Here is a 24,868-nt window from a genome sequence, read left to right on the forward strand (position 1 = left end):
GCGAACGCGGAGCGTCCGTTCATGATTGGTATAAAAATACAATACACGCGCTCATTATATTTAACAACACCTGGGAGAAAGGATGGGTCGCGGCGACAAAAAGACATGAAAAAAGCCAGCGCAAGCGCTGGCTTCGGGTTCAGACGGAGACGGGATCAGATCGCGTTTTTCTGGGCCGCCTTGCGCTTGGCGCTCAAATCCAGGCCCGGCAGGTCCGCCATGATATCCGGATGGTCGGCCAACTTCTCCACCACGAAATCAACGAAGACCCGGGTACGCGGCGCGATGTGGTCGCGATGCGGGAAACAGATGTAGATAGAGCGCTCCAGCGACACCATATCGGTCAGCACCGGCTCCAGTTCGCCGGAGCGGATCAGATGCACCACCTCATGGCCCGGCAACTGGGCCACGCCCATGCCCAGCCGCGCCAGCTCGGCCACCGCCTCCATCTCGTTCAGCGTATACGTGCCGTTGACCTCCAGCGGAATCCGCTCGCCCTTGCGGTCGAACTCCCACTTGAACAGACGGCCGGACGTGGGGAACTGGAAGTTGATGCAATCGTGGTTGCTCAACTCCTCCGGCGCGCTCGGGCGGCCGTGCAAATCCCAGTAGCCGGGCGAAGCCACCACATAGAGCGGCATCTGCGCCAGATTGCGCGCCACCATGCGGCTGTCCGGCATCATGCCGGAACGCACGCCCACATCGTAGCCGTCCTCGATCAGATCGCTGAAATGATCGTCCAGGCCGAAGAAGACCCGCACCTTGGGATAGCGCTCGCAGAACTCGCCCATGATGGGCAGGATGAAACGCCGGCCAAAGGAGTTCGGCATGCTGACCCGCAGATGGCCGGCCGGCTCGTCGCGGCTGGCTTTCAACTGATTGATCGCCGAATCCAGATTGTTCACCGGCCCGCGGCACTGGGCGTAGAAACGGCGCCCGTCCTCGGTCAGCGTCAATTGGCGCGTGGTGCGGTTGAACAGGCGAACCTCCAGTTCCTGCTCCAGCCGGGCGATGCTCTGGCTGATAGCGGCCGGCGATACGCCCAGCTTGCGCGCGGCGTCGGAGAAACTGCCGTTTTCCGCCGTGGTCATGAAGACCATCAATGCTTTTAAGGTGTCCATAATCAGGGATGTTCCAGGCTCGGCATCGCCTACCCTTCACGCCCGGACGGACGCCCTGGATTTGACAATGCTGATAACATTATTAAGTAGTATCTCTTTAAAAAGGGTACACCATACCCTTTGATGATTAAAGAAGAACTTGCAAATTGTTGTGAATGCATCTTCATGGACAAATCCACGCCAGGAACAGAACCGACCGCAGCTTCCCCACTGCACCGCTCGCGGAGCGCACTTTGTCATATAGTTTTACAGCTTAGTTGAAAATACATTGCCCTATTTTCTATGCAATCCAAGTATGCACCTGATTCGGTCTGAATGCCATGAGTTTGTTGCAACAGACTCAATGAAACAGCATCAAGTTGGCAACAATATGCCGCAGCCCCGCCCGCGTCGCCCTTGAGCGCCACAGCCGGCCCCAATCCAGCATAAGTCATGCGCTGTCGCAAACAACATGACATTGCGCTCCCAATGGCCAGGTTTTCGCCCCGGAATCCAGCCTCCGCCGTCGTCAAAAGCGCCTCGCTTGATCCGCGTCAAGTTATCGCCACCTCAGCCACACAGCGCACAAAACACAATTTATAGTGTCGCTCATTCGATAACTTCACTAGATATAGAAATGAGCACAGCCTCCGCGCCCACCGCCATGGTGGATGCCATCTCCGCGATCGACGAATATCTGGACCGGGCCGACTGGCGGGTCAACGCCAACGCCAATCAGGGCTACAGCCTGGGCGGCCTGATTCTCAACATCGCCGGCAAACTCACCGCCAATTACTGGCTGGAGCGGGTGCTGGCGCCGGAAGCCGCCCTCGCCCACCGCCAGGGCGATCTGCACATCCACGATCTGGACATGCTGTCCGGCTACTGCGCCGGCTGGTCGCTGCGCACCCTGTTGCAAAATGGCTTCAACGGCATTCCCGGCAAGGTGGAATCCGCGCCGCCGCGCCACTTGTCCTCCGCCTGCGGCCAGATCGTCAACTTCCTCGGCACCTTGCAAAACGAGTGGGCCGGCGCCCAGGCCTTCAGCTCCTTCGACACCTATCTGGCCCCCTTCGTCAAAAAAGACGGGCTGAGCTACGCGGACGTGCGCCAGTGCGTCCAGGAACTGATCTACAACCTCAACGTGCCCAGCCGCTGGGCACCCAGACCCCGTTCACCAACCTGACCTTCGACTGGACCTGCCCGGACGACATCGCCGAGCAGATTCCAGTGATAGGCGGCGAGGAAATGAGCTTCCGCTACGGCGATTGCGCGCGCGAAATGGCGATGATCAACCGCGCCTACATCGAAGTGATGCTGGCCGGCGACGCCAAGGGCCGCTCCTTCACCTTCCCGATTCCCACCTACAACATCACCCGCGACTTCGACTGGCACGGCGAAAACACCGATCTCTTGTTCGAGATGACCGCCAAATACGGTCTGCCCTATTTCCAGAACTTCGTGAACTCCGACCTGGAGCCGCAGATGGTGCGCAGTATGTGCTGCCGGCTGCAATTGGACTTGCGGGAACTGCTCAAACGCGGCAACGGCCTGTTCGGCAGCGCCGAACAAACCGGCTCCGTCGGCGTGATCACCGTCAATTGCGCGCGTCTGGGCCACCGCTTCGCCGGCGACTACGCCGCGCTGCTGGCCGAAACCGACCACTTGCTGGAATTGTCCCGCGACGCGCTGGAGAAAAAACGCGGCGAAGTGCAAGCGCGGATAGACGACGGCCTCTACCCCTACACCCGTCACTTCCTGGGCTCGCTGCGCAATCATTTCAGCACCATAGGCGTCAACGGCATCAATGAAATGATCCGCAACTTCAGCGGCGACCGCATCGACATCACCAGCGAGGAAGGCCACCAACTGGCCTGCGACTACCTGGATCACATCCGCCAGCGCATGGTGGAGTTCCAGGAAAGCACCGGCCACCTGTACAACCTGGAAGCCACCCCGGCGGAAGGCACCACCTACCGCTTCGCCAAGGAAGACCGCAAACGCTACCCCGGCATCCTGCAGGCCGGCAGCGACGCCCATCCTTATTACACCAACTCCAGCCAACTGCCGGTGGGCTTCACCGACGACCCCTTCGAGGCCCTGCAGCGCCAGGAACAGCTGCAGCGCAAATACACCGGCGGCACCGTGCTGCACCTTTATATGACCGAGGCGGTCAGCAGCGCCGACGCCTGCCGCGAACTGGTGCGCCGCTCGTTATCCCGCTTCCGCCTGCCCTATATCACGGTCACCCCGACCTTCTCGATCTGCCCCAAGCACGGCTATCTGTCCGGTCACCACGAATTCTGCCCGCGCTGCGACGCGGAACTGCTGGCGCGCCAGCCTTCATAAGCCCTTAAGAAAGGAAAGCTCATGACTCCCCCCACCCGCATCCCCGGCCAAGACGCCGCCCCGCTCAACGACGAACAGCGCACCCGCTGCGAAGTCTGGACCCGCGTAATGGGTTATCACCGCCCGGTGCAGTCTTTCAATATCGGCAAACGCGGAGAATTCGACGAACGGGTCTGCTTCAGTGAACACGCCGCCCGCTGACCCCGCAGCAGCCCGCATCGGCGGGCTGACGCCGTTCTCCAGCTGCGACTGGCCGGGCAAACTGTGCGCCGTGGTCTTTCTCGCCGGCTGCCCCTGGCGTTGCGGCTATTGCCACAATCCCCACCTGCTGCGGCGCCAAAACGGCGAAACCCGCTGGCCGGACACCCTGCGCTGGCTGCAAAGCCGGGTCGGCCTGCTCGACGGCGTGGTGTTCTCCGGCGGCGAACCGCTGCAGGAGCCGGCGCTGCCGGCGCTGCTGGAACAGACCCGGGCGCTGGGCTTCGCCACCGGCCTGCATACCGGCGGCGCGTACCCGCAGCGCTTGCGGCGGGTTCTGCCGTTGCTGGATTGGGTCGGCCTGGACATCAAGACCGATTTCGGCGCCTATCCGGCGCTGACCGGCTTGCCCCGCAGCGGCGAACAGACCGAGGCCTCGCTGCACTGTTTGTTGCAAAACAACAGCAATTTTGAATGTCGCAGCAGCATACATCCGCACTGGCACAATGAGATCCAACTGGCCGCGCTGGCGCGGCGGCTGGCGGCGCTGGGCGTCGCCGACTATCACTGGCAGCAACTGCGTCCGCCGCCCTCCTTCGCCCTGCCTCCGGCCCCGGCCGGCTGGCCCGCGCCGCAACTGATAGAAGAGATCGCGCCTTTGTTCCAGCGCTTCAGTTATCGGGAACACTGACAGAAGGTCCAGTTTTCCAAGCTTGTCCCGGCGCCATCCTTATGACGCCCCAACTTCCCGCCTAGTTTGTCCCCCGCCAAATAGCACCAAATAAGTCATTGATCAATATAATTATTTCTACTTACGGATTTTTGGACAGGCAATTTGTTATAATGTCGGCGACGAATGCAACAGTCGCTGTTCTTAGCACCAGAACAAGGAGTTAGCGCTTCCCATGCCTTTTGCATGTGGGCTACTATCCAGCAGCGTAAAACCACAAGATCAAGAAAGATTTGCTCATGGTCATCTCAAATTCCGCGATAGCACGGCCGCTGCCCAGCGGCTTGTCCGCGAGTCAGCAATGGACGTTGCTGGAATGGATTCACCTTGCAGGACAAATCGAAACCGAAGCCGAGCTCAGGGCTTTCCTTGACGTCATCATCAGCCAGGCGCCTTCCGAGCACATTGTTCTGGCTTTGGGTCGAGTCAACCAACAACAGCAGATCCAACGCTTGGAACGCGTGGTGAACGTTAGTTATCCGGTTGAGTGGACCGAGCAATACATGAAGGAAAACTACTCCCAATGCGACCCCATTCTGCGCATTCACTTGGGTCAGGGCCCGGTCTCGTGGAACGACAGGTTTAGCCGCGCAAAGGGCAAGGATGAGAAGAAATTCATTGCCGAGGCCTCGTCCGTCGGCTTAGGCGATGGTTTGAGTTTTAGCGCGGTGTCGCAACGCAACAACCTCGGCTGCATTTTCTCGCTGAGCGGCAGCGAAACGATTAATGACAGCAATCTGGTGGCCATGCTGGATTGCCTGACTCCGCACTTGCATCAGGCCGCGGTTCGCGTAGCGAACTTACCGCCGGCAACTCCCAGCTCCATGCCCCTGTCCCAGCGGGAATACGATATTTTCCACTGGATGAGCCGCGGCAAGACCAACTGGGAGATCGCCACCATTCTGGATATCAGCGAACGTACGGTGAAGTTCCACGTCGCCAACGTCATCCGCAAGCTGAACGCCAACAATCGCACCCACGCCATTGTGCTTGGCATGCATCTTTTGCCGCCTCCTGGTCTTGTCGTCAGCGGCCCTTAGCTTAATCGTGTCAAATTAGATGCGGCATTGAGGCGTGCTGCGCTTCAAATTCCCGCCAAGCGCGAGCCAATTCCCTTGGCGCCTCAATGCCCTTCCGCAGCCCCAGGATGAACTCGGGCTCCGCCTGAGACCAGTCCACATAGCCGGCCATGGAAAGCACCCCGCCATCCAGATGCATGGGTACGCCCACCGGCACCACGGGGAAGCCCATCCGGACAATATGTCGGTAAAAAACCGGCTCAACCACGAAATACATGCGTTCAATGCCTCGCGGCAACGACCATTCCAATAGGCTCAGATAGAGCAAGCGCCCAACTTCCTTCATTTGCTGCGGCGAAATGCGTTTGTCTACCGCAAAGCGAGTGATCTCCGCTGTTCTCGCGCCTTTCAGGATTTTCTCGCCCGAGGCCAATAATCGGGAAAATTCTCTCTCTATCATAAAAGGGTGCGTGCCATGGGTCAGACGCACCGACCCTAATACCCCATGCATGTCTTGGACGGCGAGATTGTCGGAAAAATCATCATACTCGTCACGGTCCAGGCCATCGGCGCTTGGCGCCACCCAGTGCAGCTGTTCGCGAAAAACATGATGACGGAATTTCAACAAGTCCGTCTCCCGATCCATTCCATTCACTCTGCTGATCAGCGTATTGCCTAGCTTGATAGGAAAAAAACGCGCCATAACTATCTCCTAATCCGTTTTTCTAACCGCAGAGGCAATGTAAGTGCTGGTTTCCACAGAGAAATCTGACCGAATGGCCAGGAAATGGAGTTGAAAGATGTGCTAGCCGTTTTTGGCGCGGCCCTTTAGTGCCCTCGATGAAAAAAGCCTATGCAATCCATTTTTCGTCAAAATGTAATGACAAGGCCATAATCAGAAAATCAAAAACAAATGACTTAGAAATATCCTTACTGAAATCAAAAGCTTGCACTCTCTTATGCTAAGCATAAAAATACTCAAGTCTTTGAAGCGTCAATAGTTTTTCCGAGTTAAAAAGCGAGCCATCCTTAGTTTTTTGCTCTAGAGCAAAGACTCTTAAGGCCGCCATGCCTAAGATCGCCTTTTATTCATCCGCCCCGGCATCGTTGCTAAATGACCACAAATTTCCCGCTCTACGCTCCCTTGCAGATAGGACAACGCGTCCTGCTTCCCATCGTGCAGGGCGGCATGGGCATAGGCGTCTCAGCCAAAAGCCTGGCCGGCCATGTCGCGCGCGAAGGCGCGCTGGGCACGGTCGCCAGCGTCGACCTGCGTCATCTGCACGCCGATCTGGTCGAGCAGTCGCAATACGCGCGCGGCCAGGCCGAGCTGGACCGCCTCAACCTGATCGCGCTGGATCGCGAAGTGAAGGGCGCGCTGTGCTACGCCCAGGACCGCGGCATGGTGGCGGTCAATGTGATGAAGGCCGTGGCCTCCTATCCGGACTATGTCCGCCAGGCTTGCGAATCCGGCGCCGACGCGGTGGTGATGGGCGCCGGCCTGCCGCTGGATCTGCCAGACATGACCGCGGCCTTTCCCAAGGTGGCCCTGATTCCCATCCTGTCCGAGGCGCGCGGCATCGGCATCGTGCTCAAGCGCTGGATGAAGAAGGGACGGCTGCCGGACGCCATCGTGATCGAGCATCCCAAGCACGCCGGCGGCCACCTGGGCGCGGCCAGCCTCGCCGAACTGGACGCCGAGCGCTTCAGCTTCCAGAAAGTGCTGGACGACACCCGCCAGCTGTTCAAAAGCCTGCAACTGGAGAGCGAGCGGATTCCGCTGATCGTCGCCGGCGGCGTCAACAGCTTCGAAAAGATGAAGGCCTGCATCCAGGACTTCGGCGCGTCCGCGGTGCAGATTGGCACCGCCTTCGCCGTCACCCGCGAGGGCGACGCGCACGACAACTTCAAGCGCACGCTGGCCGAAGCCAAGCCGGAAGACATCGCGGAATTCATGAGCGTCGCCGGCTTGCCGGCGCGCGGCGTGCTGACGCCCTTCCTGAAAAGCTATCTGAAGCGCGAGGCCAAGCTGCAGGCCAACGCCAAGGCCGATCCGGCGCGCTGCACCCAAAACCTCAACTGCCTGAGCGCCTGCGGCCTGCGCGACGGCGTGGCCAAGATGGGTCAGTTCTGCATCGACCTCAAACTGGCGGCCGCTTTCCGCGGCGAAGTGGGCAAGGGCCTGTTCTTCCGCGGCGCCGATCCGCTGCCCTTCGGTAGTTCGATGCGCAGCGTCAGCGAAACCATCCGCTACTTCCTGACCGGGGAGAAGCCGGCCGATCTCGCCGCGTCATGAGCCGGCGCGGAAGACGCCGACAAGACAAAGCCCCGCTCTGCGGGGCTTTGTCGTTCAAACCCAGGCATGCCGGGCGCCTCCTAAACAAGAGGCTCAGAAAGCGGGGATCACCGCGCCCTGATACTTGCTCTCGATGAACTTGCGCGCTTCCGGGCTGGCCAGCGCGGCGGCCAGCTTCTTCACGCCGACGCTGTCCTTGTTGTCGGCGCGCGCCACCAGCAGGTTGGCGTACGGCGAAGTGGTCTCGATGAACAACGCGTCGCGCTTGGGATTGAGCTTGGCTTCCAAGGCGTAGTTGGCGTTGATCAGCGCCAGATCCACCTGCGGCAGCACGCGCGGCAGCGTGGCGGCTTCCAGTTCCTTGATCTTCACCTGCTTGGCGTTGGCCGCGATGTCCTTCACCGTCGGATACAGATTGTTGCGGTCCTTCAGCTTGATCACGCCGCCCTGGTCCAGCAGCAGCAAGGCGCGGCCGGCGTTGGTCGGATCGTTGGGAATGGCCACGGTCGCGCCCTTGGGCAGGTCAGCCACTTTCTTGAACTTGCTGGAATAAGCGCCGAACGGCTCGATGTGCACCGGCTTGCTGGCCACGACCAGCTTGGTGCCGCGGTCCTTGTTGAACTTGTCCAGATAGGGAATGTGCTGGAAGAAGTTGGCGTCCAGACGCTTCTCGGACACTTGCAGATTGGGCTGCACGTAGTCGTTGAACACCTTCACCTCCAGCTTGACCCCTTGCTTGGCCAGGGTGGGCTTCAAGGCTTCCAGGATTTCCGCGTGCGGCACCGGAGACGCGGCCACGGTGACGGTCACCAGGTCGGCGGCCAGCGCCTGCGCGCCCCACAGCGCGGTGACGGCGGTAAAGGCGAAGCGAGCGATATTCTTTTTCATGATGCGATTTCCTCTATTCAACACAATGTTGGGTTCAAATCTCTTGGGTTTCCAATGCGGCCGCAGCGCCGGGCGCTCAGAGCCAACTCACGATCTCGCGAGCTAAGGCGAGACAAGGCGTTGCGGCTGAGAAAGCGGAATGTACACACGGTACATGAGCATTTCGAAGCGGCACTCACCGTGTGACGTCTCACGACGCGCGGCAGATCGTGAACAGGTTCTCAGCCGCGTTGACAGCGCAGCACCAGCCGGTCGCCAAAACTCTGGATCAACTGCACCAGCAACAGCAGCAACACCACGGTCACCACCATCACCTCGGTCTGGAAGCGCTGGTAGCCGTAGCGCACCGCCAAGTCTCCCAGGCCGCCGCCGCCGATGACGCCGGACATCGCGGTGTAGGACACCAGCGCCACCGTGGTCACCGTCGCCGCGCCCACCAGGCCGGGCAAGGCCTCGGGCAGCAAGACATGGCGCACGATCTGCCACAGGCTGGCGCCCATGGATTGGCTGGCTTCTATCACTCCGCGGTCCACTTCGCGCAGCACGTTTTCCACCAGCCGCGCGAAGAAGGGCGAAGCGCCGGCCACCAGCGGCGGAATCGCGCCGGCCACGCCAATCGAGGTGCCCACCAGCTTCAAGGTCAGCGGGATCATCACGATCAGCAGAATCACAAAGGGCAAGGAGCGGAACACATTCACCAGGAAGGACAGCGTCGCGTACAGGCGCGGCCGCGACAGCAATTGCCCCGGCGAGCTGACGTACAGCACCACGCCCAGCGGCAGGCCGAACAGCACGGTGAACAGCAGCGAGGCGCCCAGCATGGTCAAGGTGTCCAGCGTGGCCTGGCCTATCTCCAGCCAGTCCATGCTCAATAATTGGGCCCAGTCGAAACCTTCCATCACAGCACCTCGCAACGCACGCCCAGACGGGCGAATAACTCGGGCAGGCTCTCCAGCGGGGCCTCCGATTCGATCACGCCGGCCACCAATTGGCCGAACGGCGTGCCCTTGATCTCGGACAGCGTGCCGCTGACCAGATTGAAGCGAGCGCCCGCCTGCTTGCCCACCACGTCCAGCACCGGCTGCAAGGTGGGATCGCCGATGAAGGTCAGCTTGATCAGCGGCGCGCCCACGCGCTGCTGCCAAGTCTGGCGCGCCTCTTCTTGATACAGCCCGGTTTCCGCCAGCAGGCCGCGGGTCACCTCGTGCTGCGGATGCAGGAACACGTCCAGCACCGGCCCCTGCTCCACCACGCGGCCGTGCTCCAGCACCGCCACCTGATCGCACAGCTGGCGGATCACGCGCATTTCATGGGTGATCAGCACAATGGTCAGCCCCAGCTGACGGTTGATGTCCGCCAGCAAGGTCAGAATGGAATCCGTGGTTTCCGGATCCAGCGCCGAGGTCGCCTCGTCGCACAGCAATAATTCCGGGTGATTGGCCAGCGCGCGGGCGATGCCGACGCGCTGCTTCTGGCCGCCGGACAGCTGCGCCGGGTATTTGTCGCGGTGGCCGGCCAGGCCCACCAAGGCCAGCAGTTCTTCAACGCGGGCGTCCATCTCGGCCGCGGACGCGCCGCCGGCCAGCTCCAGCGGAAAACGCACATTGGCGGCCACGGTGCGCGACTTCAGCAAATTGAAGTGCTGAAACACCATACCGATGCGCTGACGGCGCAATTGCAATTGCCGGCCGTCCAGCGCGGTCAGGTCAGTGTCGCCCAGGCGCACCGCGCCGCGGTCCGGACGTTCCAGCAGGTTCAGGCAGCGCACCAGGGTGCTCTTGCCCGCGCCGGAGCGGCCGATGATGCCGAACACCTCGCCCTTGGCCACGCGCAGGCTGACATTGTCCAGCGCCGGCACGTCGCGGCCGTCCACCCGGTAATGCTTGTATAAGTTCTCTATTTCAATCATGCCTTGCCTCTGAATCCCGCCGTCCGTCAACGCCACTGCCTGGCGATTGCGAATCAGTCTATAAGCAAGTCACATAAAACCTAAAGAACTATAAATTTAATCATTTATTCAAATTAGAAATATAAGGAGAAATCGCCGCGGAATTGACCCCGCTCACCCCGTCCCGGGGATTTTTGCTACATTGTGTCTTTGCTTGCCAACCGAATACAGCACGTCATGACCGCCTTTACCAGCTGCAACCCCGCCACAGGAGAAGTCGTCTACACCCGCGCCGCCTGGCCGGAATCCCAACTGCCCGCCGCCCTGGCGCAGCTGCGCCAGGCCCAGCGCCATTGGCGCGAGCTGAGCGTGGCCGAGCGCGCCGCGCAACTGCTGCGTCTGGCCGACCAACTGCAGGCCCATCGCGAAGAACTGGCCGGCCTGGTCACGCTGGAAGTGGGCAAGCGCACCGCGGAATGTCTGGCGGAAATCGACAAATCCGCCCAGCTGATCCGCTACTACGCCCAACTGGCGCCGGAACTGCTGGCCTCGCTGGAGATTCCCACCCAGGCCAGCCGCAGCGGCGTGGCCTTCGAACCGCTGGGCACGGTGCTGGCGGTGATGCCGTGGAATTATCCGATCTGGCAGGTGCTGCGCTTCGCGGTGCCGGCGCTGATGGCCGGCAACGCCTGCCTGGTCAAGCCGGCGCCTTCGGTGCCGCAATCCACCCAAAGCCTGCTGGAGCTGGCGCGCGCCGCCGGCCTGACGGTGCTGGACGTGGCCTGGATCGACCATGATCAAGTGGAAGAAGCCGTCCGCCAGTGCGACGCGGTGGCCTTCACCGGCTCCACCCAGACCGGGCGCGCCATCGCGGCGCTGGCCGGCCGCCATCTGAAAAAGACCGTGCTGGAGTTGGGCGGCAGCAATCCCTTCATCGTGCTGGCCGACGCCGATGTCGCCGCCGCGGCCCAGGACGCCGCCAACTCCCGTTTCCGCGACGCCGGCCAGAGCTGCAACGCCGCCAAGCGCATGATCGTGGCGCCGGAAATCGCCGACGCCTTCATCGAGGCCTTCTGCGCCGAAGCCGCCAAGCTGCGCGCCGGCGATCCGCGCCACCCGGCCACCACCTTGTCGCCGCTGACCCGCGCCGACCTGCGCGAAGCGCTGCACGCCCAGGTGCTGGACGCCGTCGCCCACGGCGCGGAACTGCGGCTGGGCGGGCAGATGCCGGCCAGCCCCGGCTTCTTCTATCCGGCCACGGTGCTGGACCGGGTCAATCCGGACTGTCGCGTCTACCACGAGGAAGTGTTCGGCCCGGTGGCCAGCATTTTGCGCGCGCGCGACGAGGCCGACGCGCTGCGGCTGGCCAACGACACCCCCTTCGGCCTGGGCGCCAGCATTTACAGCGCGGACAAGGAACGCGCCTGGACGCTGGCGCGGCAGATCGAAGCCGGCAGCGTGTTCATCAACCGCCACACCAGCTCGGACCTGCGCCTGCCTTTCGGCGGCGTCAAATCCTCGGGCTATGGCCGCGAGCTGTCCGAGTTCGGCCTGTACGAGTTCGTCAACGTCAAGACCTACTGGCAGAAATAAGCCCGCCGGCGGCCGACCGGCCCTCAGTCTTCCGCCGGGAAGCGCGCCACCAAGGCGTCGCGACGCGCCTGCCATTGCAGCAGGCGCTGTTGCAGGGCGAGCAAGGCTTCGTCCTGGCGCGCCCATTCCTCCACCAGCTTGCGTTGCTCGCTCATCGGCGGCACGGGCAGCGGCATTTCCGCCAGCGCCTCGAAGCCGAACTCGACGCCTTCCACCGCCGCGCCCAGCCGCTCCAGGCAAAAGCGCCAGCCTTCCGACTGCCGGTAGCACTCCAGGAAAGCCGGCGAGATCCGCGCCTCGTCCAGCGCGAAAGCCTGCTGATCCGCCGCGGCCAGCGCCGGGGCCTCCCCGACGTGCCGCGCCAGCGCGCCCTGATACAGGCGCGCCGGATCGTAGGCGAAAGCATTGGGCGGCAAGGCCGTGCCCAGGCCCGCGCCGGCCCGGCGCCAGCTGCCGCCCACGGTGGCCTCCAATAATTCGCCCTCGGCGGCGGCCGCCAGCGGCGCGGCCAGTTCGCCCAGCTTGCACACCTCCCAGTTGCCGGGAATCACCCCCAGCGCGCTGGGTTTGAACGATTGATGCGGGCTCCACTTGCCCATGCGCCGGGTGCCGTAGCCGCGATTGAGCAAGGCCTGGATGCGGCTGGGGCGCAGCTTGCGCTCGGCCGCGTATTGGCTGGACAGCAATTCCAGCTTTTCGTCCGTCAAGGCCAGGCAGCCCTCCAGCTCGCCCTCCTCCGCCCGCCAGCCCTCTTCTTCGCTGAAGAAGACCGCCAGCCGCGCGTCCAGCGCCTGCTCCTGCTCCGTCAAGGCGGCCAGCTCAGTGGCCAGCGCCTCCGCGTCCACCACCTCGGCCGCCTCGTCCTGAGCGAAGTAGCGCTGCACGTTCAGATTGCCCCGGTGGCCTTGCTTGATCTCGCGCAGCCCCACCAGGCGCAGATAGTCCGGCTCTTCCGTTTCCTCGTCCACCGCGGCGCGGTAAGCGCGCAGGATATGTTCGATGTCCTCCTGCCGCAGCGTGTTTTGCACTCGCCCGCGGCCGTACTCCTTGCTGGCGTCAACGATGATCACCTTGTTGCGCAGGCCCGCCGGCTTGTTCTTGTTCAACACCACCACGCAGGTGGGCATGCCCGAGCCGTAGAACAGCGCCGGCGGCAAGGCGATCACCGCCTCGATGCGGTCGCCGGACTGGCCCTGGCTGCCAAACAGCAGGCCATTGCGGATGCGGCCCTCGTCGCCGTCGCGGAACAACACGTCGTGCGGCATCACCAGCGCGGCGCGGCCGTCCTCCTTCAGCGTGGCCAGCACATGCTGGACGAAGGCGTAATCGCCGAAGCTGCGCGGCGGAATGCCATAGCCGAAGCGCTGATGCTCATCCACCAGCTTCTTGTAATTGGGCTCGGCCGGGCGCTTGCGGCGGCGCTTCTTGCCGTCGGCGGGCGGCGGTTCCGCCGCCTCGGCCTCCAGCGGAGTCCACCAGTTTTTCACCGTGAACGGCAGTTGCGCCACGATGCGGTCGAAACGCGGCAGCAGGCCCTCCGGGCTCAGATGCCTGGGCTCCACCAAGGTGTCCCCCAGTTCCAGACTCATGTCCACGCCGTGGAAGTAAGCGCACAGCTTGGCCATCGCCCAGGTGGCCGGCAGCTTTTCCTGGCCGAACAGCGCCGCGCCGCCGTCCGGCTGCCCGCCCAGCATGCGCCAGGCGTCCAGCAAGGTGCCGGCCGCGCCGCAGCTGGGATCGTACAGGCTGTGGCCCGGCAGCGGCTCCGCCAGCCGCAGCAGCAACTGGCTGACCGGTCCCGGCGTGGAAAAGGCCCCGCCGCGCTTGCCGGACTCCGCCGCGTAGCGGCGCACCAGCCCTTCGCAGACCTCGCCCAGCCGGGACGGCGCCTCCAGATCGGCGTCGCCCAGCTTCAGCGCGCCGATATGGTTCATCAAGGGATGCAGCACCTCGTCGCTCAGGCGCTTGTGGCCCTGGTATTGCGCCACGCTGAGCACCCCGGCCAGCGCCGGTTGATGCTCCTCGACGGCGGCCACCGCCTTGTCCAGCGCCTCGCCTATGCCCTTCTTGCGCTCCTGCAGGCCGGGCCAGCGCGCCGTCTGCGGATAGATCCCGTATTGCTCCTGCACCACGCCGTCGGCGCGCTTGCGGCTCATGCCCTCGGCCGCCACCAAGGCCTGTACCCGCTCCACGAACACATCGTGCAGGCGCTTGAGCACAAACAGGCCGAACACGTGATTCTTGTAGTCGTACAGGTCCACTTGCTCGCGCAGCAGTTCCGTGGACGCCCACAGCGCCTGTTCCAACTGGTCCGGGGATAGCAAAGTCATAAGCCGACAACCAAATTAAATGACAAACCCGGCCATTTTAGCCGCATCGCCGCCCAGCGTCGGCAAAGAATGGTCGCGCCGAGACGCTTCATGACAAGACAATTCATCTCCATGTCATCCGCCCGTCATCCCGCGCGCCTAGACTGCGGCACTTCCCGCATCGCAACGTACGACACCATCATGACATTGGCCAAACGTCTGTGGCTGACCATCCTCGTCACTCTCGCCAGCCTGGCGCTGGCCCTCATCCTCACCGGACAACAGTTGAGCGGCCTGACCCGCGCGGTGGACCGCCACAGCGCGCGTCAACAATTAAGCGCCGGCCTGTACCAACTCAAGGCCGGCGTGCTGCAGCTGTCGCGGCTGGACCCGCTGCTGCCGGACAGCCCGGCGCGGCTGCGTGAAACCAGCCTGACCGTCGCGCGGCTGACCGGCGAGATCGCCGCCGGCCTGCCCGCCAGTGAAGCCGCCGCCTTCCGTCAGGCCGTGGGCCGGCTGTGGCAGGATTACGAGCGCAATCTGAGCAGCGCGCTGGCCATCGCCGAGACCGCGCCGCAGGACGCGCTGTCCATACCGGAACAGGCTTGGCAGCAAAGCCTGCAGCCGCTGGCGGCCCTGCTGGACCGCCAGCAGGCGCAGGAGCAAAACCGGCTGGCCCAGGAAACCGCGCAACTGCAGGACACGCTGCAAGGCCTGGCCTGGCTGACCCTGGGGCCGCTGGCGCTGGCCAGCCTGGTGGTGACGGCGATGCAGCTGACGCTGGCGCGGCGGCTGAAACGGCAGTTGCAAGCGATGGCCGCCTCCGCCGACGCGCTGGGGGAAGGCAATCTGGCGATGCGGCTACCGGCCCAGGGCCGCGACGAGCTGGCCGCCACCGCCGGCCGCCTGAATCAGTTCCTGAACAAGCTGAGCGATTTGCTGCGCCGGGTGGAGGCCGACGCCCGCCGCAGCGGCGCCGATTGCCAACGGCTGCAATTGCTGACCTTGCAAGCGGCCGACGCCAGCCGCCAGCAAAGCGCCAAGGCCAAGCTGAGCAACGAGGCCGCCCACGCGGTGGCCGACAGCGCCCAGATCGTGGCCGGCCATCTGCAACAGGCGGATGCCCATACCCGGCAGGCGGCGGACGATACCGGACGCGCGCGCGAACTGGGCCGGCTCAACGCCGAGACGATGCGGACGCTGGCCGACAATATGGGCTGCGCGCAGACGGAAATGCGCCAGCTCCAGCACAGCCTGGACGACATCGCCGGCGTCAGCGGCCTGATCCGCGACGTGGCCGAACAGACCAATCTACTGGCGCTCAACGCCGCGATCGAAGCCGCGCGCGCCGGCGAAAGCGGCCGCGGCTTCGCCGTGGTGGCCGACGAGGTGCGCAAATTGTCGGAGCGCACCCGCGCCGCCACCGGCAGCATCTTCGACGCGCTGGGCCGGGTGGAAGGCGCCACCGGCTCGCTGCACGCCGCGCTGGAGCAAGCCGGCGGCGCCTGCGCCGACAAGCTGGATTCGCAGCAGGCGCTGGATCAGGCGCTGCTGCAAGTGGACGCCGGGCTGGAGCGCTTGAACCGCTTGATGGCCGACATCCGCGAACACAGCGCCGCCCAGGCCCGCGCCGGCGGCGACATCCGCCAGCACGGCCACGAGGTCGCGCATCTGGCCGCCTCCATCGATCAACAGATGCAGCAAGCCGCGCCGGTGATGCAGCACTTGGCCGCGGCGGCCCAGGACTTGAACCAGACCCTGAGCTGGTTCCGCATCGACGCACCGGACCCCGCCCCCTCCCCCGCCGCGGCGCCGGATTGGCCGCTGCGGCAGCAGCCGGCCTAGCCGCCGCGCCGGCGGCAATTAGGCAGGAAATTGCCGCCGGATCAAACATAGAGCATTTATTCAACGCAAACGCTTGCCATTGGCCTAAGCGCGCAATAGATCGCCCTTTGACTCGCCATTTTCAATCTTTTGTCATGTTTGAAATAAGCTAGCGAGTACATTTCGTTACATACTGTAATGAAAAGCAAAGGTAGATTAGCCCCCTCTTATAAAAGAGCACATCAGACCGGGCCCACCCGGCACCCGGGACAAGCTCGCCGACGCCCTCCGCGCCGGCGTCTCCAGCGCACCGACACCGCCCCGCTCCGCCCCCGTCCGCACAAGGACGGCGGAGCCGCCGCGCCGTGGCCGGAACTTGTCCCCATCGCTTGCCCGCCGCGTCCGGAGCTGACTCCGCCGGACCGTCGGGTTTTCAGAAGCTGTTTACGATCTCGCGAGCCAGGGCGGGACAGGGCGAAAGCGGCTTCAGCATTCTGAAGCGGTACTCGCCGTGTGACGCCTCACGACGCGCAGCGGATCGTCAGCAGGTTCTTTTGACAGGAGATACCTTTGACACAGCAACACTCCCGCCATATCGGCCCCATCGCCCTGATGCTGACCGGTCTGGGCTCCATCATCGGTTCCGGCTGGCTGTTCGGCGCCGCCCACGCCGCCCAGATCGCCGGCCCGGCCGCCATCGTCGCCTGGATAGTCGGCATGGTGATTATTCTCTCCATCGCGCTGAGCTACGCGGAACTGGGCGCCATGTTCCCGGAAAGCGGCGGCATGGTGCGTTACGCCCGTTACTCCCACGGCTCCCTGCTCGGCTTCATCGCCGGCTGGGCCAACTGGATCGCCATCGTCTCGGTGATCCCGATCGAGGCCGAGGCCTCGGTGCAATACATGAGCTCCTGGCCGTATCCCTGGGCCCAACAGCTGTTCTCCAACGGCGAACTGACCCCGCCCGGCCTGATGCTGTCCGCGCTGCTGGTCATCGTCTACTTCATGCTCAACTACTGGGGCGTGCGCCTGTTCGCCAAGGCCAATAGCGCCATCACCATCTTCAAGGTGATCGTGCCGGCGCTGACCGTGGGCGCGCTGATCTACAGCGGCTTCCATCCCGGCAATCTGGGCGGGGACACCCCGGGCGGCTTCGCGCCCTTTGGCTGGGCCAGCGTGATGACGGCGGTGGCCACCAGCGGCATCGTGTTCAGCTTCAACGGCTTCCAAAGCCCGATCAACCTGGCCGGCGAGGCCCGCAACCCGGGCAAGAGCGTGCCCTTCGGCGTGGTGGGCTCCATCCTGCTGGCGGCGGTGATCTATGTGGCGCTGCAAGTGGCCTTCATCGGCGCGCTGTCGCCGGCGGACCTGGCCCACGGCTGGCAGGGCCTGAACTTCAGCTCCCCCTTCGCCCAACTGGCGATGGCGCTGGGCCTGAACTGGCTGATGCTGCTGCTGTACTTCGACGCCTTCGTCAGCCCCAGCGGCACCGGCGCCACCTATATGGCCACCACCTCGCGCATGATTTACGGCATGCAGCGCAACGGCACCATGCCGGAGATCTTCGGCCGCATCCACCCGCTGTACCAGATCCCGCGTCCGGCGATGTGGTTCAACCTGGCGATCTCCTTCGTGTTCCTGTTCTTCTTCCGCGGCTGGGGCACGCTGGCGGCGGTGATCTCGGTGGCCACGGTGATTTCCTACCTGACCGGCCCCATCAGCGTGGCCTCGCTGCGCCGCTGCGCGTCGGACCTGCCGCGCCCGCTGCGCCTGGCCGGCCTCGGCGTGATCGCGCCCTTCGCCTTCGTCTGCGCGTCTCTGGTGCTGTACTGGGCGCGCTGGCCGCTGACCGGCGAGATCATCTTCCTGATCGTGGCCGCCTTGCCGGTGTACTTCTGGTATCAGGCCCGCGCCGGCTGGCCGGAATTCGGCCGCGAGCTGAAAGGCGCGCTGTGGATGGTGCTCTACCTGCCGACGATGGCCCTCATGTCCTATATCGGCAGCCGGGACTTCGGCGGCATCGGCCTCTTGCCCTACGGCCCCGACATGGCGGTGGTGGCGGTGATCTCGCTGGGCTTCTACTACTGGGGCGTCAACAGCGGCTGGCGCACCCGCTATCTGGACGCCGAGCACGACGCCGGCGCGGTGGCCGATATGGCGGCCGCCGAGAGCGCGCCGCGCGGCAAGCTGGCCGGCCAGCAAGCCTAAATCCTACCGGGGGCCGCTCCGTCGGCCCCGCAGCGGGCGGCTCCACGCCGCCCGCGCCGTCTTATTCCCTATCGTCTTCCGCTCCCAACTCCTTCCCCAAGGCATCCAGCAAAGGCATCAGCGCGCGCGCCGCGGCGCTGCGATACGCGTCTTTACGCGTCAGCGCCGCCGCCGTGCGCGCCGGCAAGGGCGTGCTCAAGCCCACCGCGCTCAGCGCCGGATGCTGCCGCGTGATCGCTCGCGGCAAAATGGTGGCGCAATCGCCGTGGCGGACGATTTCCATCACCGCGCTGATGCTGTTGGCCTGGACCGCGATCCGCGGCTTCAGACCCAGCGCCAGGAAGTAACGATCGATATGGCCGCGGGTGGCGAAATCCGCGCTCAACAGCGCCAAGGGCGCCTGCGCCAGCGCTTCCGCGCCTATCGCCCCCGCCCGACGCCATGGATGGCCGTCACCCACCACCACGGCCAGGGTTTCCCGGAACAAGGGCCGCGCGTCTATCTCCGCCGAGCGCGCCTGATCGAAAGCGATCCCGACATCGATCTCGTCCTCCAGCAAGGCCCGCTCGATCGCGTCCAGCGTCGCCTCGCGCACGCATAGCTCTATGCCCGGATAGAGCCGGCGCAGCCGCGCCGCCAGCGGCCCCAGCAGATAACTGGCGAAGGTCGGCGTCATCGCCAGCCGCAAGCTGCCGCGCGACAGATCGCCCACGTCCCGGGTGGCCCGCTGCGCCGCCTCCAGCTCGCGCAGCGCGCGGCGCGCGTATTCCAGATAGGCGGCCCCGGCGTCGGTGGGCCGCACCGTCCGCCCGCTGCGGTCCAGCAACTGCGCGCCCACCGTCTCTTCCAATTGCTTGATCTGTTGCGACAGCGTGGGCTGCGACACATGCAGCGCCTCCGCCGCCCGGGTGAAATTGCCGTGTTCGGCCACCGCTTGCAGATAACGGATATGTCGAAGAATCATGCGTCCAAACTATAGGAAATAATTATGGAAATCATTCTATATCGGTCTTGGACCCTATGATGAAAAAGCTTCATCCTTGGCGCATCCCTTCCCCGCCAAGGAGCAAGCCATGCAAGCCCTCATCGACGGTTTTCTGAAATTCCAACAGGAAGCCTACCCCCAGCGTTCGGCGCTGTTTCGCCAACTGGCCGACAGCCAGGCCCCCGGCGCGCTGTTCATCACCTGCTCGGACAGCCGCGTGGTGCCGGAGCTGCTGACTCAGCAAGAGCCCGGCGAGCTGTTCGTGATCCGCAACGCCGGCAACATCGTCCCCAGCTACGGGCCGGAACCGGGCGGCGTCACCGCCTCCGTGGAGTACGCGGTGGCGGCGCTGGGCGTCGCCGACATCGTGGTCTGCGGCCATTCCGACTGCGGCGCGATGACGGCGATCGCCAACGGCCGCTGCCTGGACCATCTGCCAGCGGTGGCCGGCTGGCTGCGCCACGCCGACTCCGCCAAAGTGGTGAACGCGGCGCGCCATCACGACGACGCCCGCCAGCGGCTGGACGACATGGTCAAGGAAAACGTCGTCGCCCAGCTGGCCAACCTCAAGACCCACCCCTCGGTGGCTCTGGCGATGCGCCAGGGCCGGCTGACCCTGCACGGCTGGGTCTACGACATTGAAACCGGCGCCGTCCTGGCCCTGGACCACGCCAGCCAGCGCTTCGTTTCCCTGGCGGATTTTCCGCTGACCCGCGCCGCCTGAAACCGGCGCCTCCCGCAAACCTGAAGAAAGGACCACACCATGCAACACGCCAATATCCACCAAGACCCCCGCCTGGAATTGACCGCCCGCGCCCTGGCCGCCAAGGCCTTGAAAGACCTGAGCTGGGAGCAATTGGCCGCCGGCACCGGCCTCAGCCTGGCCTATGTCACCGCCGCCGTGCTGGGCCAGCACGCGCTGTCCAAGCTCGCGGCGGAGCTGGTCTGCGAACGGCTGGGCCTGAACGCCGCGGACGCTCTGCAGCTGCAAACCATTCCGCTGCGCGGCAGCATTCCCGGCGGCATCCCCACCGACCCCACCATTTACCGCTTCTATGAAATGATCCAGATCTACGGCACCACGTTGAAGGCCTTGGTGCACGAGAAGTTTGGCGACGGCATCATCAGCGCCATCAACTTCAAGCTGGACATCCGCAAAGTGGAAGACCCGGACGGCGGCGAGCGCGCGGTGATCACCCTGGACGGCAAGTTCCTGCCCAATAAGCCCTATTAAGCACCCGTTCACGCCCGCAAGGGCGTGAACACCTTCTGACGGCTTCCCCCTACCCAACGCGGCCTCAACCGTAGGATGGGGGCGCGCAGCGATACCCACGAGGAAACGGATTCAACGCCACAGGTCGCCGGATAGCCGCCTGTTTGGTGGGTATCGCCTGACGGCTCCACCCACCCTACCCAAACGCGGCCCCAAACACGGCTCCAACCGTAGGGTGGGAGGAGCGCAGCGATACCCACGCGGAAACGGTTTGACGCCACAGGCCGCCGGACAACCGCCTGTTTGGTGGGTATCGCCTGACGGCTCCACCCATCCTACCCAAGCGCGGCCCCAAACACGGCTCCAACCATAGGCCGGGAGGCGCGCAGCGATACCCACGCGGAAACGGATTCAACGCCACAAGCCGCCGGACAGCCGCCTGTTTGGTGGGTATCGCCTGACGGCTCCACCCACCCTACCCAAACGCGGCCCCAACACGGCTCCAACCGTAGGGTGGGAGGAGCGCAGCGATACCCACGCGGAAACGGACTCAACGCCACAGGCCGCCGGACAGCCGCCTGTTTGGTGGGTATCGCCTGACGGCTCCACCCACCCTACCCAAACGCGGCCCCAAACACGGCCTCAACCGTAGGGTGGGAGGAGCGCAGCGATACCCACGCGGAAACGGATTCAACGCCACAGGCTGCCGGATAGCCGGCTACGGCGTTTCCCACGCGGCGCGTTGGCGTTGGACGGCGTCAGGGTCCGGTATCGGCGCGCCCACCAACGCCAGACGGGCGGTAGTTACGTTGCGGAAGCCCGCCAAGAGATAACATTGCCGCGCGCAGAGATCGCGGCTGCTCCACTTCCCGGACGCCCACATCGCCAATAAGGCGGCGCGGGCCGGCTCGTGCTTGCCCTGCCATCGGCTCCAATAATAAAAGTCCGCCAACGCCCGCTTGATCTGCCGCTGAACCGCCGCGGTGTTGTCCGGATGGAGCGGGTTGCTGTCCTTCAGCGCAATCACTCCCAGGCGCATCTCGTAATCGACGATTAAACGCGCCGCGCCTTTGAGCGCCTCATTGTGTTGGATCAGCAGCTTCATCATGGCCATGCCCTCCCTGTCCAAGCGTCACAGCACGCCGTTGACGTGCTCCAGACCGCGTTGCAAACGCTGCTGTATCGGCTCCAGCAAGGCCAGCGCTTCCTCGCTGCTGAACAGCAAGGGCTCGTCGCGGCGTTCCAGCAAGGTCAGCAGCGCCAACAGCCCGGTATGGGCGGCGCGCATATCCATCACCCCGCTCAACAGGGCGGAGTCCAGTTGGATATAGCAATCGTTCAATTGGCGGCCCAGCTCGCCCAGCAGCAGCACATTGCCGGCGGCGGCGGGCAAGCGCTGAGCGCAGGAACGCAGTTGCTCCATCACCGGCGCAGCGGCGGGTTCGGGGCGTTCTCCTGCGCCATGGGGGCAGGCGGGAGGGGGCATTGCGGGGGAAAGGTAGAGAAGGTCATCACGGTCTCCATGTCAGCTTTGGAAACCTGCTCAGACGAGGCTGAGGCAGGCACGTGACAAGGTTGCAGGACCGGCTAACTCTACCAAAACCGGCAGCCCGAAGGCTCCCTGCCACGGCCCGCCCCGAATGGGTACGGCGTGGCAGCAGACGTAACGGCGCCAAAGCGGACCGTTGTGTCTGCGGGAGAGTTAAATGATGGGCCTGCAAACCCTGCGCCGTGTGATTGGGCACGACGCGGGACCAAGCCTAAACAGGCTGGTGAAGACCGTCAAGGGAGGACGCCGGCAGGAAACAGCGCGCGCGGGATAGCCGCAGGCCGGATCAGGGAGGGAGGTGTATGGATTGATCAATCCGCTGCATAAGCTCGGGACTGGCCTGCTTGCTGCACATGATGTAGCGCTTAAGCCCCTCGGGAATATCCTTGAATGTCAATATCGTCAACTTTGTTGAATCGATTTCTTTTTTCTGCAGCAGAAATTTGTAATCCTCGACATCGATCAGCATATAGTCGGCACGCTGAGAGACGATCATTTGAGCCAGTTCGCCCGGTGTCACCGTCGAATCCATCACGGCGGCGGCGGCATGATCAATCATCGCATCCAATTCTGTGCCGTAAGATACGCCGGAAACTTTGCCAAGCTTGAATTCATGGCTGGCGAACAGCGCTTTTAACGTGCCCAATTTCTGGATGTTTTTCGCGGATTTGACGTTCGCCAATATCAGATGCGGCTTGTCTTGGTGAATGGCCGAGGAAAACAAGGCAAAGGCCTCGCGCTCAGGGGTTTTATACCAGCCTGGGGAGCAAATCAATTTCTTATTGGCTTGAATATTACTGAGAATGCGTTTGGCAGGCACTTCTTCAAACTCCGCCGGCACGGCCGCGCGGTGTAAAATTTCAATGGTCCGCTCCAATAAAAAACCGGCCGGTTTTCCATTTTGGCTATAGCTGTAGGGCGGTTTGTCCCGATACTGCAGGGATAGAAGCTGCTCCGCCAAGCAGCTTGGCGCGCCCCCCAGCAATAAGAGGGTAAAGAGCAGCCGCTTAGCCACGAGTTCTCCAGAGGCATTCCGTAATGCAAGCGAGCATGACGCCTTGTGTCGTTTGAGCATGGGGGCATAAGAACGTGGGCCGTTAAGCGGGATGGGCAGCGCCTTTGTCACAGGGCTTAAGGTCGAATCTTGTGAAGATAAAGATTTAAAACCACTGTGATGGATCCACTATAGGATTATTTTGACCTGATGGCGGATTGGCGCCGGAGCCGGGACGCAAAAAACCCGCCGATTCACACCGGCGGGTTTGGTCTGCGGCAACGTCGCTTACAGCGCGGCCAGCGCGGCGTCGTAGTTCGGCTCTTCGCCGATCTCGGCCACCAGCTCGCTGTGCAACACCTTGTTGTCCTTGTCCAGCACCACCACCGCGCGGGCGGTCAGGCCGGCCAGCGGGCCGGAGGCCAGCTTGACGCCGTAGTCGGCGGCGAACTGCGGGTTGCGGAAGGTGGACAGGGTCACCACATTGTCAATGCCCTCGGCGCCGCAGAAGCGCTTCTGCGCAAACGGCAGGTCGGCGGAAACGCAGAGCACCACGGTGTCGGCCAGCTTGGCCGCGCGTTCGTTGAACTTGCGCACCGACATCGCGCAGGTCGGCGTGTCCACGCTCGGGAAAATGTTCAGCACCTTGTTCTTGCCGGCGTAGTTGTCCAGTTTGACTTCGGCCAGGTCGGCGGAGGTCAGGGTCAGGGCCGGGGCTTGCTGGCCCTTGGCCGGCAGCGCGCCAGCCACTTCAACCGGATTGCCGCGCAGAGTAACGGTAGCCATGTGGGAATTCCTCATTTGGTTTCAGGGGGTGAATGCCTCCTAGTGTGCGGCAGCTTGGCTGAAATTCAACCCCTCCCAAAGTAGGGCCAAGCCGGTATTCAGACCCCGGGCCGGCTGCGCAGTCGCTCGGCACGGCCGCGCAGCCACTCCAGCGTCAGCAGCATCAGCACCGAAAACCCGATCAACAGCGTGGCCGCCGCGGCGATGGCGGGGCTGAGGTTTTCGCGTATGCCGCCGAACATCGCCCGCGGCAGCGTCGCCTGGCCCGGCCCGGCGACGAACAGCGTCACCACCACCTCGTCGAAGGAGGTGCCGAAGGCGAACAGCGCGCCGGAAATCACCCCCGGCGCGATCAGCGGCAGCGTCACCTTGAAGAACACCCGCAGCGGCGACGCGCCCAGGCTGGCGGCGGCCCGCACCAGATTGCGGTTGAAGCCCTGCAGCGTGGCGCTGACGGTGATCACCACAAAGGGCACGCCCAGCGCCGCGTGCAGCAGCACCAGCGTCAGATAGCTGTTGTCCATGCCCAGGGGCGCGAAGAACAGATAGCCGGCCACGCCGACGATCACCACCGGCACCACCATGGGCGAGATCAACACCGCCATCAGCAGGCCCTTGCCGGGAAATTCGGCGCGGGTCAGACCGACGGCGGCCAGCGTGCCCAGCGTCATCGCCAGCACGGTGGCCAGCGGCGCGACGATCAGGCTGTTCTGCAAGGCGCGCATCCACTCCGCCGAGGAGAAGAACTCCTGATACCAGCGCAGGGAAAAGCCGCTGAGCGGATAGACCAGGAAGGCGCTGGCGTTGAAAGACAGCGGAATGATCACCAGCACCGGCAGCACCAGGAACAGCAGCGTCAGGCCGCCCAGCAGGCGGTGCAGGTAAAACCACAGCCGTTCTTCCGGCAAGGTGTGATGGCTTGGCATCGGTTTGGCTCTC

At 63.7% G+C, this 24,868-nt stretch carries 20 protein-coding genes and 1 pseudogene; 9 read left to right on the plus strand and 12 right to left on the minus strand.

The features are described from left to right. Positions 1 to 155: 155 nt before the first annotated feature. Positions 156 to 1,121 (minus strand): LysR family transcriptional regulator, encoded by a 966-nt coding sequence (locus HQN78_RS15400; RefSeq protein ID WP_048413744.1) that lies wholly within the window; start codon positions 1,119 to 1,121, stop codon positions 156 to 158. 643 nt (positions 1,122 to 1,764) lie between these two features. Between HQN78_RS15400 and HQN78_RS15405 the strand changes: the two are divergent. The 3 genes and pseudogenes from HQN78_RS15405 to HQN78_RS15415 all read left to right on the plus strand — a co-directional run bounded on the left by HQN78_RS15405 (position 1,765) and on the right by HQN78_RS15415 (position 5,417). Continuing rightward, positions 1,765 to 3,650, plus strand: a pseudogene (locus HQN78_RS15405) (ribonucleoside triphosphate reductase). After that, positions 3,631 to 4,338, plus strand: a complete 708-nt coding sequence (locus tag HQN78_RS15410; protein WP_107797969.1) for an anaerobic ribonucleoside-triphosphate reductase activating protein — start codon at positions 3,631 to 3,633, stop codon at positions 4,336 to 4,338. The pseudogene HQN78_RS15405 and the gene HQN78_RS15410 overlap by 20 nt, the downstream one beginning before the upstream one ends. 278 nt (positions 4,339 to 4,616) lie before the next feature. After that, positions 4,617 to 5,417 (plus strand): LuxR family transcriptional regulator, encoded by an 801-nt coding sequence (locus tag HQN78_RS15415; protein ID WP_043594052.1) that lies wholly within the window; start codon positions 4,617 to 4,619, stop codon positions 5,415 to 5,417. A gap of 10 nt (positions 5,418 to 5,427) precedes the next feature. Here the strand turns inward: HQN78_RS15415 and HQN78_RS15420 are convergent, their stop codons facing one another. Then, positions 5,428 to 6,099 (minus strand): acyl-homoserine-lactone synthase, encoded by a 672-nt coding sequence (locus HQN78_RS15420; protein WP_235084755.1) that lies wholly within the window; start codon positions 6,097 to 6,099, stop codon positions 5,428 to 5,430. Between the two features lie 411 nt (positions 6,100 to 6,510). Between HQN78_RS15420 and HQN78_RS15425 the strand changes: the two genes are divergently transcribed. Then, positions 6,511 to 7,692: a nitronate monooxygenase family protein gene (locus HQN78_RS15425; RefSeq protein ID WP_235084757.1), complete on the plus strand. Its 1,182-nt coding sequence runs from the start codon at positions 6,511 to 6,513 to the stop codon at positions 7,690 to 7,692. Positions 7,693 to 7,785: 93 nt separating this feature from the next. On the opposite strand, the gene HQN78_RS15430 is transcribed toward HQN78_RS15425, so the two are convergent. The 3 genes from HQN78_RS15430 to HQN78_RS15440 form a co-directional block, all read right to left on the minus strand. Next, entirely contained in the window at positions 7,786 to 8,580 is a 795-nt protein-coding gene (locus HQN78_RS15430) for a MetQ/NlpA family ABC transporter substrate-binding protein (protein ID WP_235084759.1), read from the minus strand. A 221-nt stretch (positions 8,581 to 8,801) separates the two neighbouring features. Beyond that, positions 8,802 to 9,479 (minus strand): methionine ABC transporter permease, encoded by a 678-nt coding sequence (locus HQN78_RS15435; protein ID WP_235084762.1) that lies wholly within the window; start codon positions 9,477 to 9,479, stop codon positions 8,802 to 8,804. Beyond that, complete coding sequence (locus tag HQN78_RS15440; protein WP_235084764.1) at positions 9,479 to 10,489, minus strand: methionine ABC transporter ATP-binding protein; 1,011 nt, start codon at positions 10,487 to 10,489, stop codon at positions 9,479 to 9,481. The genes HQN78_RS15435 and HQN78_RS15440 overlap by 1 nt, the downstream gene beginning before the upstream one ends. Before the next feature lie 216 nt (positions 10,490 to 10,705). Between HQN78_RS15440 and HQN78_RS15445 the strand changes: the two genes are divergently transcribed. After that, positions 10,706 to 12,061, plus strand: coding sequence for an aldehyde dehydrogenase family protein (locus tag HQN78_RS15445; protein WP_235084767.1), 1,356 nt, complete (start codon positions 10,706 to 10,708; stop codon positions 12,059 to 12,061). Between the two features lie 23 nt (positions 12,062 to 12,084). On the opposite strand, the gene HQN78_RS15450 is transcribed toward HQN78_RS15445, so the two are convergent. After that, complete coding sequence (locus HQN78_RS15450) at positions 12,085 to 14,391, minus strand: N-6 DNA methylase (protein ID WP_235084770.1); 2,307 nt, start codon at positions 14,389 to 14,391, stop codon at positions 12,085 to 12,087. A 180-nt stretch (positions 14,392 to 14,571) separates the two neighbouring features. On the opposite strand from HQN78_RS15450, the gene HQN78_RS15455 reads away from it, so the two are divergent. After that, on the plus strand, positions 14,572 to 16,215 hold the full coding sequence (locus tag HQN78_RS15455) for a methyl-accepting chemotaxis protein (protein ID WP_235084773.1): 1,644 nt from the start codon (positions 14,572 to 14,574) through the stop codon (positions 16,213 to 16,215). Positions 16,216 to 16,764: 549 nt separating this feature from the next. Next, positions 16,765 to 18,402 (plus strand): APC family permease, encoded by a 1,638-nt coding sequence (locus tag HQN78_RS15460; RefSeq protein ID WP_199225790.1) that lies wholly within the window; start codon positions 16,765 to 16,767, stop codon positions 18,400 to 18,402. A 61-nt stretch (positions 18,403 to 18,463) separates the two neighbouring features. On the opposite strand, the gene cynR is transcribed toward HQN78_RS15460, so the two are convergent. Next, positions 18,464 to 19,366, minus strand: coding sequence for a transcriptional regulator CynR (gene cynR / locus HQN78_RS15465; RefSeq protein ID WP_235084776.1), 903 nt, complete (start codon positions 19,364 to 19,366; stop codon positions 18,464 to 18,466). 109 nt (positions 19,367 to 19,475) lie between these two features. Here cynR and HQN78_RS15470 point away from each other — a divergent pair, with 109 nt between their 5' ends. Next, on the plus strand, positions 19,476 to 20,111 hold the full coding sequence (locus HQN78_RS15470; RefSeq protein ID WP_107801599.1) for a carbonic anhydrase: 636 nt from the start codon (positions 19,476 to 19,478) through the stop codon (positions 20,109 to 20,111). 39 nt (positions 20,112 to 20,150) lie between these two features. Continuing rightward, a complete protein-coding gene (cynS, locus tag HQN78_RS15475; RefSeq protein WP_107797958.1) occupies positions 20,151 to 20,621 on the plus strand; it encodes a cyanase in 471 nt (156 codons plus the stop codon). Positions 20,622 to 21,318: 697 nt separating this feature from the next. Here the strand turns inward: cynS and HQN78_RS15480 are convergent. From HQN78_RS15480 to HQN78_RS15500, 5 genes are all read right to left on the minus strand, one after another. Then, entirely contained in the window at positions 21,319 to 21,708 is a 390-nt protein-coding gene (locus HQN78_RS15480; protein WP_235084778.1) for a hypothetical protein, read from the minus strand. A gap of 24 nt (positions 21,709 to 21,732) precedes the next feature. After that, positions 21,733 to 22,023, minus strand: coding sequence for a hypothetical protein (locus tag HQN78_RS15485; RefSeq protein WP_107797956.1), 291 nt, complete (start codon positions 22,021 to 22,023; stop codon positions 21,733 to 21,735). A gap of 412 nt (positions 22,024 to 22,435) precedes the next feature. Further along, positions 22,436 to 23,164, minus strand: coding sequence for an ABC transporter substrate-binding protein (locus HQN78_RS15490; protein ID WP_227106609.1), 729 nt, complete (start codon positions 23,162 to 23,164; stop codon positions 22,436 to 22,438). Between the two features lie 267 nt (positions 23,165 to 23,431). Beyond that, positions 23,432 to 23,929: a thiol peroxidase gene (gene tpx, locus HQN78_RS15495; RefSeq protein ID WP_043594076.1), complete on the minus strand. Its 498-nt coding sequence runs from the start codon at positions 23,927 to 23,929 to the stop codon at positions 23,432 to 23,434. 98 nt (positions 23,930 to 24,027) lie between these two features. Then, complete coding sequence (locus HQN78_RS15500; protein WP_227106607.1) at positions 24,028 to 24,855, minus strand: ABC transporter permease; 828 nt, start codon at positions 24,853 to 24,855, stop codon at positions 24,028 to 24,030. Positions 24,856 to 24,868: the final 13 nt, after the last annotated feature.

This window comes from Chromobacterium sp. Beijing, from assembly GCF_021496765.1.
In the GTDB taxonomy this organism is placed as follows: Bacteria; Pseudomonadota; Gammaproteobacteria; order Burkholderiales; family Chromobacteriaceae; genus Chromobacterium.

Bases quoted from the DNA above. Each gene is read 5' to 3' on its own strand.
- HQN78_RS15400 (WP_048413744.1), bottom strand. From the start codon at position 1,121: ATGGACACCTTAAAAGCATTGATGGTCTTCATGACCACGGCGGAAAAC.
- HQN78_RS15415 (WP_043594052.1), top strand. From the start codon at position 4,617: ATGGTCATCTCAAATTCCGCGATAGCACGGCCGCTGCCCAGCGGCTTG.
- HQN78_RS15420 (WP_235084755.1), bottom strand. From the start codon at position 6,099: ATGGCGCGTTTTTTTCCTATCAAGCTAGGCAATACGCTGATCAGCAGA.
- HQN78_RS15425 (WP_235084757.1), top strand. From the start codon at position 6,511: ATGACCACAAATTTCCCGCTCTACGCTCCCTTGCAGATAGGACAACGC.
- HQN78_RS15430 (WP_235084759.1), bottom strand. From the start codon at position 8,580: ATGAAAAAGAATATCGCTCGCTTCGCCTTTACCGCCGTCACCGCGCTG.
- HQN78_RS15435 (WP_235084762.1), bottom strand. From the start codon at position 9,479: ATGGAAGGTTTCGACTGGGCCCAATTATTGAGCATGGACTGGCTGGAG.
- HQN78_RS15440 (WP_235084764.1), bottom strand. From the start codon at position 10,489: ATGATTGAAATAGAGAACTTATACAAGCATTACCGGGTGGACGGCCGC.
- HQN78_RS15445 (WP_235084767.1), top strand. From the start codon at position 10,706: ATGACCGCCTTTACCAGCTGCAACCCCGCCACAGGAGAAGTCGTCTAC.
- HQN78_RS15450 (WP_235084770.1), bottom strand. From the start codon at position 14,391: ATGACTTTGCTATCCCCGGACCAGTTGGAACAGGCGCTGTGGGCGTCC.
- HQN78_RS15455 (WP_235084773.1), top strand. From the start codon at position 14,572: ATGACATTGGCCAAACGTCTGTGGCTGACCATCCTCGTCACTCTCGCC.
- cynR (WP_235084776.1), bottom strand. From the start codon at position 19,366: ATGATTCTTCGACATATCCGTTATCTGCAAGCGGTGGCCGAACACGGC.
- HQN78_RS15470 (WP_107801599.1), top strand. From the start codon at position 19,476: ATGCAAGCCCTCATCGACGGTTTTCTGAAATTCCAACAGGAAGCCTAC.
- cynS (WP_107797958.1), top strand. From the start codon at position 20,151: ATGCAACACGCCAATATCCACCAAGACCCCCGCCTGGAATTGACCGCC.
- HQN78_RS15480 (WP_235084778.1), bottom strand. From the start codon at position 21,708: ATGATGAAGCTGCTGATCCAACACAATGAGGCGCTCAAAGGCGCGGCG.
- HQN78_RS15485 (WP_107797956.1), bottom strand. From the start codon at position 22,023: ATGGAGCAACTGCGTTCCTGCGCTCAGCGCTTGCCCGCCGCCGCCGGC.
- tpx (WP_043594076.1), bottom strand. From the start codon at position 23,929: ATGGCTACCGTTACTCTGCGCGGCAATCCGGTTGAAGTGGCTGGCGCG.
- HQN78_RS15500 (WP_227106607.1), bottom strand. From the start codon at position 24,855: ATGCCAAGCCATCACACCTTGCCGGAAGAACGGCTGTGGTTTTACCTG.